The organism is Paenibacillus sp. FW101-FHT12H11, assembly GCF_058790355.1.
Genome location: NZ_JBYTCO010000010.1, coordinates 206,117 through 219,611 on the forward strand (window position 1 = coordinate 206,117; position 13,495 = coordinate 219,611).

The 13,495-nt window shown below is 46.3% G+C and carries 11 protein-coding genes; all 11 read right to left on the minus strand.

What is annotated here, in order from left to right:
* Positions 1 to 26 precede the first annotated feature (26 nt).
* Positions 27 to 1,955, minus strand: a complete 1,929-nt coding sequence (locus tag AC3WTJ_RS29095; protein WP_492524705.1) for a stage V sporulation protein D — start codon at positions 1,953 to 1,955, stop codon at positions 27 to 29.
* A gap of 94 nt (positions 1,956 to 2,049) precedes the next feature.
* A complete protein-coding gene (locus AC3WTJ_RS29100; protein ID WP_492524706.1) occupies positions 2,050 to 4,257 on the minus strand; it encodes a penicillin-binding transpeptidase domain-containing protein in 2,208 nt (735 codons plus the stop codon).
* A gap of 15 nt (positions 4,258 to 4,272) precedes the next feature.
* Complete coding sequence (locus tag AC3WTJ_RS29105) at positions 4,273 to 4,707, minus strand: septum formation initiator family protein (RefSeq protein WP_492524707.1); 435 nt, start codon at positions 4,705 to 4,707, stop codon at positions 4,273 to 4,275.
* Positions 4,708 to 4,727: 20 nt separating this feature from the next.
* A complete protein-coding gene (rsmH, locus tag AC3WTJ_RS29110) occupies positions 4,728 to 5,678 on the minus strand; it encodes a 16S rRNA (cytosine(1402)-N(4))-methyltransferase RsmH (RefSeq protein ID WP_407867907.1) in 951 nt (316 codons plus the stop codon).
* Between the two features lie 27 nt (positions 5,679 to 5,705).
* Positions 5,706 to 6,143, minus strand: coding sequence for a division/cell wall cluster transcriptional repressor MraZ (gene mraZ, locus AC3WTJ_RS29115; protein ID WP_157321586.1), 438 nt, complete (start codon positions 6,141 to 6,143; stop codon positions 5,706 to 5,708).
* Positions 6,144 to 6,268: 125 nt separating this feature from the next.
* The gene (locus AC3WTJ_RS29120; protein ID WP_492524708.1) at positions 6,269 to 7,354 is read right to left on the minus strand and encodes a DUF4349 domain-containing protein; all 1,086 of its coding nucleotides are present in this window, start codon (positions 7,352 to 7,354) and stop codon (positions 6,269 to 6,271) included.
* A gap of 137 nt (positions 7,355 to 7,491) precedes the next feature.
* Positions 7,492 to 8,754 (minus strand): adenosylhomocysteinase, encoded by a 1,263-nt coding sequence (locus AC3WTJ_RS29125; protein WP_407867909.1) that lies wholly within the window; start codon positions 8,752 to 8,754, stop codon positions 7,492 to 7,494.
* A gap of 12 nt (positions 8,755 to 8,766) precedes the next feature.
* Positions 8,767 to 10,401 carry a bacillithiol biosynthesis cysteine-adding enzyme BshC gene (gene bshC, locus AC3WTJ_RS29130; RefSeq protein WP_492524709.1) on the minus strand — a complete coding sequence of 545 codons (1,635 nt, stop codon included), beginning with the start codon at positions 10,399 to 10,401 and terminating at the stop codon, positions 8,767 to 8,769.
* Positions 10,402 to 10,553: 152 nt separating this feature from the next.
* The gene (locus tag AC3WTJ_RS29135; RefSeq protein ID WP_157321594.1) at positions 10,554 to 11,516 is read right to left on the minus strand and encodes an ABC transporter ATP-binding protein; all 963 of its coding nucleotides are present in this window, start codon (positions 11,514 to 11,516) and stop codon (positions 10,554 to 10,556) included.
* Positions 11,509 to 12,546 (minus strand): ABC transporter ATP-binding protein, encoded by a 1,038-nt coding sequence (locus tag AC3WTJ_RS29140; RefSeq protein WP_157321596.1) that lies wholly within the window; start codon positions 12,544 to 12,546, stop codon positions 11,509 to 11,511. Before AC3WTJ_RS29140 ends, AC3WTJ_RS29135 begins: the two co-directional genes overlap by 8 nt.
* A 13-nt stretch (positions 12,547 to 12,559) precedes the next feature.
* Positions 12,560 to 13,492 (minus strand): ABC transporter permease, encoded by a 933-nt coding sequence (locus AC3WTJ_RS29145; protein WP_157321598.1) that lies wholly within the window; start codon positions 13,490 to 13,492, stop codon positions 12,560 to 12,562.
* Between the last annotated feature and the right edge of the window lie 3 nt (positions 13,493 to 13,495).

The following is a 13,495-nucleotide window of genomic DNA, read 5'->3' on the forward strand; positions in this document are numbered from 1 at the left end:
TTTTTTTTGAATCGGAAGCTAACTCCCTATTGCGGCGGCGCATTGTTCGATAAAAAAATACGAATCGTTGAACCTTGATCGACCCTTGTGCCTGCTTTCGGCGCTTGGCTGATCACATATTTGCCATTGCCGGACTTCGCCAGCTTAAAATTCATGTTCAGATCTTCTAATATATCATCAACTGACGCTCCAACCAAGTCCGGCACCTCAACAACCGGTGTTTCCCCATATCGGTACTCTTTATCAAGTTGCTGCTTATTCGGCTCAACCTTCATATAGCGCAAAGCGTCAGCCATCATATTCTTCACTAAAGGCGCTGCGATCAAGCCACCGAATTGAATGCCTTTGGGGTCATCCACCGCCGCATAAATAACAATTTTCGGGTTATCCGCCGGGGCAAAACCGATAAAGGACACGATATGTTCATCGGGTGAGTAACGGCCGTTGATAACCTTTTGCGCGGTTCCCGTTTTCCCTCCGACCCGGTAGCCGTCGATAAAAGCATTGCGCCCTGTACCTAGAGCTACTACGCTTTCGAGCGCTTCTCGGACCTGTTTCGAGGTTCCCTCGGAGATGACATTGCGCACAAGCTCCGGCTCTACGACATCAACGACTTCGCCCGTATCCGGGTTCGAGAACGATTTGGCCACATAAGGCTTAAACAGCTTCCCGCCATTGATTGCTGCAGATACAGCTGTAATTTGTTGAATCGGCGTTACGGAAACCCCTTGACCGAAAGCGGTCGTTGCAAGTTCCACGGGCCCTACCTGGGAAGGTTTGAACATAATCCCGTTCTCTTCACCGCCGAGGTCGATACCTGTCTTTTTCCCGAAGCCAAATTTGGAAATATAGTCAAACAACTTCTCTTTGCCCAGCCGCTGCCCCATGACGACAAAGCCCGGGTTGCAAGAGTTTTGAACAACTTGGAGCATCGTTTCACTGCCATGGCCGCCACGTTTCCAACAGCGCAGTCTAGCTCCCCCAACTTCAATAAAACCAGGATCATAGAAAGGTTCATTCTTGAGATCCACTTTCTTTTCTTCCAAAGCTGCTGCAAGCGTGATGATTTTAAACGTCGAACCTGGCTCGTATGTTTTCCAAATCGGCAAGTTCCTGTTATACGTTTCTGCTGGAAAATTCTTATAATTGCCCGGCTCATAGGTCGGTCTGCTGCCCATTGCCAATATTTCACCATTATTTGGATCCATCATAATGGCGACGACATTTTGCGCTTGATACTGAACCATGGCTTGGTCCAATTCTCTTTCCATCACAGACTGCAAATGATTATCGATGGTCAGTTTCACGTTAAGCCCGTCTTTCGGGCTTGTATACTTATCCGTCGTCCCTGCCAGAGGCCTGCCAGCAGCATCTGTCATATACGAAATGTTGCCGGGGATGCCCGTCAATTCCTTATCGTATTTTGCTTCAATCCCTGTAAGACCTTTATCTATGCCTGCAAAGCCCAGGATGTGTGCTGCCAAGCTGCCAAATGGGTAGTATCGTTTATTATCTTCGGCGACTACTACCCCGGGAAGGTGCAGATTGCGGACTTCCTGTGCTTTCTCAATCGTTATTTTCCGACCGGACGGCTTGATGTCGACTTGGGACGTTTTTTTCGTAATTTGCTTATAGATATCATCCGCATTTCCTTGAAGCACTTCCGCCAGTTTGGCTGCCGTACTCTGAGGATCTTGAATTTGAACCGGTATCGCCACGATCGTCGGCGTGCTCATGCTATAAGTCAAAGTGATCCCGTTGCGATCCTGAATTTCTCCTCGTTTCGGCGCAAACTCAATCTGTCTCCTCCAGCTATCCTCCGCTTTATTCGCCAAGTCTTGTCCAATCCATAGCTGGACGTAGGCCAAACGGAGAATAAGTGCAGTGAAAATAATCGTGCCAATGATGAGCGCAGTAAACAGTCTGCGGCGAACAGTAACGTTAGAAGCACGCATGAACGTTCAATCTCCCTTCCCAAATAAGTCAGTCTCATTCCTAACATGACTATTCGGGACAAACAGGGGTTAGAACAAGCCTGCCACTTTCAGGCTACTTTGTACTTGCTACCGCCGGTTTATCACTTAATGGTTTCAACGTCAGTGTTGCGCTGCGCCCTTCCCCCTCACCTGCACTCGTTTGCTCCGAGACATAACCTTCGCCAGAAGTTTGGCAATCCACTTTGAAGAAGGAGCAAGCTTCTACAGCATCGCGCAAGGATCGACCCACTAGGTTTGGCAGGGGCATTTCACTAACGTTCTGCATGGCCACATATATTCGTTGCGTGGATAAGATTTCAGTTCCCGGTTTGGGGAATTGATCGACAACTTGATCTCCCTTGCCGAAAACTTCCAATGGTAAATTGCTCTCTTTCGCCGCTGCTTTCGCATTGGCCGATGTCATTTCCATGAAATTAGGCACTTTTAATTTGTTCGCTTCTTTGGCAACCATTTGTGTTTGCTTGCTTGATTTAACCCCCATATATTGCAGGGATTCCCCAACAATATCTTTAAAAGCCGGCGCTAAAACTTGTCCGCCCAAATGGTAATTGCCGCCAAGATCAGGTTGATCTGCGATCAGCGTGACGAGGATTTTCGGATCTTCAACGGGTGCATAACCAATAAAAGAGATAACCCAGGTATTGGTTGAGTACGTTTTTTCTCCAGGAAGTACCAAGTTTGCCGTACCTGTTTTGCCGGCTACGCGGTACCCTTCCATGTAGGCTAACTTCCCTGTTCCGATATCTTGATCGGAGACGACTTGTTCCAAGTAGCCGCTGACCGTAGCTGCCGTCTTCTCGCTCACGACTTGACGCACGACTTGCGGTGCGAAGGATTGAATGGGTTTCCCTGTTTTGGGGTCTAAGATGTCCTTCACAATGTGCGGCCACATTAATTTGCCACCATTGGCCATTGCTGCATAAGCGGCCGTTTGCTGAATGGCCGTAACAACGACTTTCCCTTGCCCATAAGTTGCAGTTGCATACTCCGATGGATATTTCATGTCGATGAGTCCGGATACTTCATTAGGCATATCGATGTTCGTTTTTTCGTTAAATCCAAATTTCTCTATGTAACTCTTGAGTTTAGGTTGTGTGAGCTTCTCAATTCCTAATTTGACGAAAGCTACGTTACTAGACCGCTTAAGACCATCCAGATACGAAATTTTGCCCCAACCAACACGGTTGTGGTCATGCAGCTCTCTATCCTGCACACGAATCATACCTGACTGATACATCTCATTGGGATTGAACAACCCCTCTTCGACCGTACCAGCTAAAGTGACAATCTTGAATGTCGAGCCAGGCTCATATCGGGATGCTACCGCATTATTTTTAAAATCACTTTGATCTTTAATATTCCAGTACGTATTCGGATTAAAGGTCGGTGTGTTCGCCATACCCAAAATTTCCATTGTTTGCGGATCGACCGCAATAGCCGTCAAGCTTTTGGGATGCCATTTATCATTTACTTTGGCCAACGCGCTTTCCAAATAGAACTGAATGTTCTTGTCAATGGTGAGCCGCACATTATTGCCGTCTTCCGCCGGTTTAAAATCAACTTTGGCATCCGGCAGCTCCACGCCTTTGCCGTCTTTTTCATAGCTCAGCATGCCAGGAACGCCTTTCAGCGTGTCGTCCAGCTTCAACTCTAAGCCAAGTGAAGCTTTACCTTCTTTGTTCGTATATCCAAGAATATGCGCAGCTAGCGTTTCACCTGGATAATACCGTTTCTTTTCTTCAATGATCCCAATCCCGATGTTCGTTTTCGCCGATTTATTCAATCGCGTTTGCATGGTTGTAATGAAGTCACGAACTTGATCCGCTTTCTCCTTGTCAATTTTCCAACCTTCGTTGCGAATTTCGACATTGACCGCGAAATCGCTGCCGTCCGGCTTCTTTCTCGTGGCCAGCTCGCGGATCTTGTTTTCAAGCGTTGCTTTGGTCACATCGGATTCTTTCAAAATATCCGCCAACCCTCTGGCGATATCATCCGCCGCACGCAGACTATCAATCATTTTGGGATTCAGCGTAACGGTGTAGGCGGTTCCTTCTTCAGCGAGCACTTTATTATTCCGATCCAGAATGGTTCCACGAACAGGCGCGATAATTTTGTCCGTCTCCCATTTTTCTTCCGCTTGTTCTAGCAACCAAGAGGCATCTACTACTTGAATCCAATAGACTTTAGCAATAAGGACAACAAAAAGAAGGGTGAAAAACCCTCCAATGAGTAAAGAACGCAGCTTAATTTTTTTTGTCATATCGATACCTGCCCGTTACGGTTTAGAAGCAGCTTTAGTATTTTTACTGCTGCTCGTGCTAGTTTTCGGTTTGGCCGGAGTCACTAAACTTACCTTCTTGTCATCATCCAAATTAAATCCGAGGCGCACAGCTTCCTCTTTCATACGATCAGGGCTTTGCAGCTTCTCTACTTCCTGCTTCAAAGCGCTGTTCTGAGCTTGAATCTCGCGAATTTCTCCTTGCATTTTCAATATGCTTGCATTCATTTGATAGATGGACGCGTACCGCCAAATGATCACACCTGCAACAAGGACACAGAGGAGAACTGTGAACAGATACAGCATTTTTTCTTGGGTCGGCAGCGATTTATTACGGTACACAACTTTCGTTGTCTCTTTAATCTTAACCTTAGCTGCTGGAACAGTCCGTTTCCGGTCAAGAGCTAAATTCCCCTGGATGTAAGATGGCATATCAACTTCCTCCTTTTGTGTCAAAGCTTTTCGGCAATACGTAATTTGGCGGATCTTGCTCTTTGGTTCACCTCAAGTTCATTCTCACTAGGTATGATCGGTTTACGTGTTACTAATTTAAGATCACCGGATTTATCGCAAACACACATCGGAAACGCCGGCGGGCACGTACATTTCTCCACATTTTTGACGAAAAATTGCTTGCAGATGCGATCCTCCAAAGAATGGAACGTGATAACCGCTACTCTGCCCTCCGGAGCCAAACATCTCACAGATTGCTCCAACGCTTCTTCAAAAGCGCCCAACTCATCGTTTACCGCAATGCGCAGCGCTTGAAAACTTCGCTTAGCCGGGTGGCCGCCTGTTCTTCTTGCGGCTGCGGGAATTCCTTCCTTAATCAGCTCAACAAGCTCACCTGTGGTTTCAATCGGCCCTTTGGTCCGAGCTTCGGCAATGACGCCTGCAATGCGCCGTGAAAATTTCTCTTCCCCGTATTCAAACAAAATTTTCGCGATTCGCTCAGGAGCCCATTCATTGACGATCGTTTTGGCGGTTAATTCCGTCGTACGATCCATTCTCATATCAAGCTCTGCATCTTGATGATAGGAGAAGCCTCTCTCTCCATCATCCAACTGCGGGGACGATACGCCAAGATCGAAGAGAATCCCATCAACCTGCGGTTTTCCATCCCGTAGTGCTCTTGGCTCATTCATGAGCACCTGCTCCAAGTCTCTGAAGTTGCTTTTCACGATTTTCACGCGATCCAGGTATGGAGCTAGTACGGTTTGAGCATTAGCAAGAGCAACATCGTCCTGGTCAAGGGCAATCAGTAACCCATTAGGACCTAATTTAGAAGCTATGAGGGAACTATGCCCCGCACCTCCCATCGTACAATCCACGTATACGCCATCAGGCTTTATATGTAAACCTTCAACTGATTCTTCTTTTAGTACCGTCACATGATGAAACAACTTGGTGTCCTCCTAAATATCAAGCATCTATAAATCAAAATTAAAGTCGACGAGTTTCTCCGCTATTTCATTGAACGACTGTTCCGATTCATTGGCATAGCTTTCCCAAATTTGCTTACTCCAAATCTCTACTCGGTTGGAAACACCGATAACGACGCAATCTTTTTCAAGCTTGGCGTGATCGACGAGATTGCCAGGAATATTCGCCCGACCTTGTTTATCAAGGTCGCATTCGGTTGCGCCCGAGAAGAAAAAGCGGGTGAATGCACGTGCATCTGATTTCATCAGCGGCAATGCCTTCAGTTTTTGTTCGAGAATGGTCCACTCGGAGCGAGGGTACACGAACAAACACTGATCTAGACCGCGAGTGATAACGAAGGATTCGCCAAGGGCTTCGCGAAACTTGGCCGGGATGATCATTCGGCCTTTTTCGTCTATGCTATGTTGATATTCCCCCATGAACATAGCATGGCGTCCCCCTTTCCCTCCACTTCGTACCACTTTTCACCACTTTTTAATGTTAATTCGCCAATAACGCAACAAATCCTGCTTTTTGAGCAGGATTTGTGAAAAAATTTTCATTTTTGGGTCTATTCTGCGTCTATTGTTCCTTGTTTCTCATCTTCAAGTGAGTTGAAAGAAGCATTTTGCTCTTTGAGCTGATTTCGCATCGCAGCCAATTGCTTGTTTCTTTTGCGCCTGTATACCCAAATCGGAATACCGATCAACAGTGCAATTACGAGGATTGGGAACGCAGCCGCCAGGAAAACAAGGATCCCTTGCAGCACAGCTACTAGTACATTTAGGCTAGAGTTCCATGCTTTCTCGATCCGCTCGTTTAAGCTAAGTTTGCTTGGATCCGAAAGGAACGGCTTCTTATCCGTTTGTTGATACATCCGAATTTCAATCGTGGAATAAGCAACATTTTGATCCAAATACCTCATTCGACCCTTGATCTGTTCGATTGCCTCTTGCACTTTCGAGAGCTCATTCGAAAAAGCCAGCAAATCATCCGTCTTTGAGGCTTTTTCCATAAATCCGAGCAACCTCGTTTCAACCAGCTGTTTGGCTTTCAAACGCGAGCTGAGATCAACGTATTCTTCCGTTACATCCTGCCCTTGCACATTCCTTTGCAGAGACGGACTAATCTTCTCCAGGCCATCCAACAAAGAAACAAAGCCATTGGCCGCTACTTTGATGGTATATGTGCCACCTCTCTCTCCTGTATTAGCGTTCTCCGAAAACTGCAGGATGTAAGCACCACTCAAAGTCACAAGGTCTCTAAGCGCTGTTTGAGCCTTCCCGTAGTCATCAACGGGCATAACCAAATTAGCCCGGTAAATCAGCTTACGATTAAATCCCGCTGCTTCATCGCTGCCCAATGCCGGCATGACAGTCATCGTCGCATCTTTGCCATCGGCCGGCGTTTGAGCCGTCCCTGACTCTGCCGCTTTGAGGTCACTCGTCGCATGTACCTGAACGGCAGGAGCCGCGGCATTTTGACTTTCGGCACGCGATGCTTCTTTCGCCATTGCCTCACTGCTTGAACTCATTTTTTGCTCTGAAGATGATCCGGTATCATTTTTGGATGAGCTGCATCCAGTTACTAGGCTGCTAACCAGCATACTCACAGCAAGCAGCAATGAAACTTTTCGACCCCACTTTTTGACCCCCATCTTGCCATCTCCTCGCTACCAAATATAGGTTATACACCCTATAAACGGGTAACGAATAAAAAATGTTGCAAAATTTTTACAAATAAAAAAAACCTCTCAGACCACTGAAAAGCGGTCCGAAAGGTTCTCTAGTTCTTTTAATGCTCTGCCCAACTGTCAAGGTACAGCTTTTGCTCGTCACTTAAGGAATCAATGCTAGTGCCTAACGACTCCAATTTGAATCTGGCCACTTGCTCATCCAGTACATAAGGCACGTTAACAACTGTTTTCCCTAATTTATTATACTCGTCATTCACATATTTGAGAGACATCGCTTGCAGCGCAAACGTCATATCCATGATTTCAGCCGGGTGTCCGTCACCTGCAGCAAGGTTGACAAGGCGACCTTCAGCCAATACATAGATTTTACGGCCATCAGTCAGTTGATATTCTTCAATGTTGCGACGAACCGTACGTTTGGAAACCGATTGTGCTTCAAGCTCAGGTTTGTTAACTTCTACGTCGAAATGGCCTGCATTCGAAAGAATAGCGCCATCCTTCATCACTTTATAGTGTTCGCCGCGGATAACATCCTTGTTGCCCGTTACCGTCACGAAGAAATCACCTAATTTCGCCGCTTCAATCATCGGCATCACCGCAAAACCGTCCATGTAAGCTTCAACGCCTTTGATAGCGTCAATCTCTGTTACGATCACATTAGCGCCAAGGCCTTTAGCCCGCATCGCCACACCTTTACCGCACCAGCCGTAGCCGACAACAACAACTGTTTTACCCGCAACAACCAAGTTCGTTGTACGGTTAATACCGTCCCAAACGGATTGGCCTGTGCCATAGCGGTTGTCAAACAAGTATTTACAGAAGGCATCATTCACAGCAACCATCGGGAATTCCAGTTTCCCTTCTTTTTCCATTGCTTTCAAACGAAGGATACCGGTTGTTGTTTCTTCCGCACCGCCGCGAACTTGAGCAGCGAGATCTTTACGCTCGGAGTGAAGAATGGATACCAGATCCCCGCCATCGTCAATGATCAGGTCAGGCTTCGTTTCAAGCGCCTTAATCAACAATTCCTTGTATTCTTCCGGGCTAGGGTTGTATTTCGCGAATACCGTAATACCGTCCTCGACAAGCGCAGCACAAACGTCATCCTGTGTAGAAAGAGGATTACTGCCTGTAATCGTAACATCCGCTCCGCCTGCTTTTACCACTTTAGCCAAGTAAGCTGTTTTGGCTTCCAAGTGCAAGGAGATGGTTACTTTTAACCCTTTAAAAGGTTGTTCTTTTTCAAATTGCTCACGAATTCGGTTCAAAACAGGCATATGCGCCTGAACCCAATCAATTTTCAAATGGCCTTCAGGGGCCAACGCCATATCCGTAACAATACTTTTTTCAACAGTTGTCATATCTATTTCCTCCTACAAATAATAAACACGGTGCAAACCGTCCACAGGAATCGGCGTCTCGACAAGCGCACGCAGCCAATCATTCCCATATCGATTCATATAAACACACCCATTATACACTCTTTCTTGCGGCTTTGCTAACGGTATTATGGTTAGTCGAATGCGCTCTAACTGTCTTAACGTCGCATCAAACTGTGTTTTGTACGCATCCGAAGCTTTATTTTGCAGGAATTCAATCTGTTCTATAATCTTCGTCAAGTTCGTATCTCCAAGCTTTTTAATGCCTGGATTAATTTGGGCCAGTGATTCAACAAGAGGCGCATAGCTGGTCTCAAACTCAGTTTTCACCTTATCGAAACGCTCGCCTAACCGCATTGTATCTTGCGCATCCAGCCAATTCTGTTTCTTTTGCTCAAAACGATGCAGAACATCCTCAAATGTAAAATCATATTTGTGCATCTGCTTCTGAACAGTACCTTCAATTAAGGTAAATTCCAAGCGTGGAACAACAATCGGCATTTTCATACCAAACTGCTCAAACCCCTGCTTCGTGAGCGCCCAGTAGGCAATTTCACCGGCACCTAACACGCTGGCCAACACAGGGAACAGAAACTCCTGCATCAGCGGTCTGGACATGACGTTGTTGCTCAACTGCTCGGGGCTTGTTACCGCCAGATCATGCAGCTGCTCTTTCGTGAAGCGATATTCCTTTTTCTTATCTGTAAAATATTCACCTTCTCGATGCAGAAGCAAACGGTGCCCTCCTGCATAAATGAAAAGATTAGCCCCATCCTCTGCAATTTCCGCTTGACTGCTGTAACCTGCCCGCTGTACCTCGTCTTGACTCTTCATGAGTGATGCAGCGAAGGCTTCATTTTGCAAAACAAGCTGTTCGAACATCTCCGTTTCTATTGCACGAAGCGCGGGTTCATCGGAATCAATCAGAACAAGTCCGTATTCGCCAAACAGAACAGCCATCCAACGGGCAAATGCATCGGATAACGTAGCGCCGCTTTCCGTCGTGCTTTCTAACTTCGCCATCAAGGAAGCTTTGAACTCTGTATCCATCAAGGTCTGATCCAAGGCCGCCAGAGCGTCCTTCCACGCTTCAGGCTCCAGCGGAAGCTTGCTGACTGACGTGCGGTGCCCCGTTGGGTGATCCACCTTCATTTTGTCAATCTGCTGCGCATTTGACAGGACGTACATATGATTTACTTCGTCAAAATCATGGTCTTCGCCAGCGATCCAAAAGACAGGAACGACTGGACGATTTAATTTGGAACTCCATTCACGGGCGAGCTGAATAATCGTGATGGCTTTGTACAAAACAAGCAGCGAACCGCCAAACAGCCCTGCTTGTTGTCCTCCAACAATGGCAAGTGCCTCTTGGCTCGCTAGCGCGGTAATTTGATCCAGGGCAGCCCCGGTATTACCAATTCGCTCGTTGTATGTTTTCAGCACTTCCACCAAGCGTCCGCGATCAGCCTTCCGTGCGGAATGCCCTTCATCCAGCCACTTAACGCGAGATTGCCAATCTTCTTGATTTCCAAAATGATATGGAAATAATGGTGCAGCTTCTGCTGACTGTTGAATATAATCTTCAGCTAGCTTCTGACTCTTTTTCCAATGAAAAGTTTCCATTTGCATATGCGACTAGTGTCCCCTCTTCATACCAAATAAAACGACTATCCTTTGATTGTACACGGTAGGCATCCAATCGTCAAAACTGTATTTCAAATCATTACAATTGAATACACGAATGCCAAAAAGCCGCCCCTATCGGGACGGCAAATGCAGGCTTAGTACAAGTGACAAGCTACAAAGTGATTCGGTTCCACTTCTTTGCTTGGCGGCATGGATTCCGCGCATTGCGGCATCGCTTGCGGACAGCGCGTACGGAACGGACAACCGCTAGGCGGGTTGAGCGGGCTTGGTACGTCGCCTTGAAGAATGATACGCTCGCGTGTACGCTCGATTTCCGGATCTGGAATCGGAATCGCTGAAAGCAGCGATTGCGTATACGGGTGCAGCGGTTTCGCGTAAAGATCATCGGATGTTGTAACTTCAACCAAGTTACCAAGATACATAACTCCGATACGGTCGGAGATATGCTTCACCATCGCCAAATCATGCGCGATAAACAAGTAAGTCAGGCCCATTTCCTTCTGTAATCTCTTAAACAAGTTAACAACTTGAGCTTGTACGGAAACGTCCAATGCCGAGATCGGCTCATCGGCAATAATGAATTTCGGCTCGATCGCAAGCGCGCGGGCAATCCCGATACGCTGACGTTGACCACCGGAGAACTCATGCGGGAAACGGTTCGCATGCTCATCATTCAGACCAACTGCGCGAAGCAGCTCCATAACGCGTTCTTTGCGTTTCGCACCGCTGTACAATCCGTGAATATCAATACCTTCGGCAATGATATTCCCAACTGTCATACGCGGATTCAAGGATGCGTAAGGATCTTGGAATACCATTTGCATATTCCGGTTAAATTCTTTCAGCTTTTTGCCTTTCAGCTTATGGACATCTTCGCCGTCGAAAATAACTTCGCCCTCTGTCGCATCATAAAGCTTAATAATCGTTCTACCTGCCGTGGATTTACCACATCCGGATTCTCCTACGAGACCAAATGTTTCACCGCGGTTGATTTCGATGGAAAAATTGTCAACGGCTTTCAACACTTTCCCGTTGCCAAGATTAAAATGCTTCTTCATATTGCGAATTTGCAGAATTGGTTTATTGGCATTAGACATGTTGATGACCTCCCACTCCAACAGGACGTTCAACTTTCGGCGCATCAGGATGCAACAGCCAGCAAGCAGAACTATGCGTCTCGGATAGCGTAGTGTGTTCCGGATCTACTTCCAAGCAATGATTCATTGCATATGGACATCTAGCTGCAAAGGCACAACCTTTTGGAGGTGCAAATAAATCTGGCGGTGTACCAGGAATCGGTACAAGTTCTTCGTTCGCATTTGTATCCAAACGTGGTACAGAACGAAGCAAACCCCATGTATACGGATGCTGCGGATTGTAGAAAATCTCGTCTACAGTTCCTTGCTCGATAATTTTACCTGCGTACATAACCACGACGCGCTGCGCCATATCAGCTACAACACCGAGGTCATGCGTAATTAAAATAATAGATGAGTCCGTCTTCACGGAAATAGTTTTCATCAAATCGATGATTTGAGCTTGAATCGTAACGTCCAGAGCTGTTGTTGGCTCATCCGCAATTAGAAGCTTAGGGGAACAAGCTAGCGCAATCGCGATCATAACGCGTTGACGCATACCACCAGAGAGCTCATGCGGATATTGATGGATACGGCCCTCCGGCGAGTTGATTCCGACTAGCTTTAGAATTTCAATCGCTTTCTCGGTTGCCGCCTTCTTGCTTAATCCTTCATGCTTGATAAGACCTTCTGTAATTTGATCGCCGATTTTCATCGTCGGATTCAGGGAGGTCATCGGATCTTGGAAAATCATGCCGATCTCGGATCCGCGAATTTTTTCCATTTGTTTGTTGGAAAGTTTGGTAATATCCGTTTTTCCGTCAAACATGATAGAGCCGCTTTTTATATAACTAGGCGGAGTAGGAATTAAACGCATGAGCGTTTGTGCCGTAACGGATTTACCGCAACCGGATTCGCCTACAATCGCCAACACTTCACCTTTTTTCAAAGAAAAAGATACGCCGCGAACAGCTTGAACTTCCCCCGCATACGTACGGAAAGAAACTCGCAAATCTTTCACTTCAAGCAAATTGTCTTTGGTGCTCATCATTATTCACCCCTTCTTACTTGCGCATTTTTGGATCAAGCGCATCACGAAGCCCATCGCCGAGCAAATTGAAGCTTAACAAAATTAAGCTGAAAATGATTGTCGGGAAAATGAGGCGATGCGGATATAACCGAATATAGTTGGCGCCGTCAGACAACAAGTTACCCAGTGATGCCAGCGGCGGCTTTACGCCAAGACCGATAAAACTTAAGAATGCTTCCGTAAAAATCGCTGATGGAACAACGAATGTAATTTGTACGATGATGATCCCAAGCGCATTCGGAATCAAACTGCGCAAGATGATTCTCATTGGCGATGCGCCAAGTGTACGAGAAGCAAGTACGAATTCTTGTTCTTTGAGCGTCAACATTTGACCACGTACCAAACGAGCCATAGGAACCCAACCCGTTATTGCCATCGCCAAGATAATAGAAGAAACACCTGATCCAATAACCATGATAAGTAGGATCGCGATCAACAAGAAAGGAATCGCATAAACGATTTCAATCGCACGCTGCATCACTTCATCCACTTTTCCGCCGTAATAAGCAGAAATACCACCATAAATTACACCAATAACCAAGTCAATTAATGCAGCAACAATCCCGATGAATAACGAGATACGAGTTCCCCACCATACACGTGTCCAGAGATCACGACCGAAGTCGTCTGTCCCGAACCAATGTTGGGCGTTAGGCGTTATATTTTTAATTTTAAGATCCTGCGTCTGATAATCGTAGCTTGAAACAAAAGGAACAATAATCGCTAATACGATTAAAGCAACCAATATAATTAAGCCAGCCATAGCCAGTCTATTTTTCTTAAGTCGTCTCCAAGCGTCCTGCCAATAATTAAGCGAAGGTCTTACGATTCTTTCGCCAGTTAATGTTTCTTTTGCAACGGGAGCAAACTTGTAGCTATTCTCTGTTGCGTTATTCGGAGTTTGCATGAA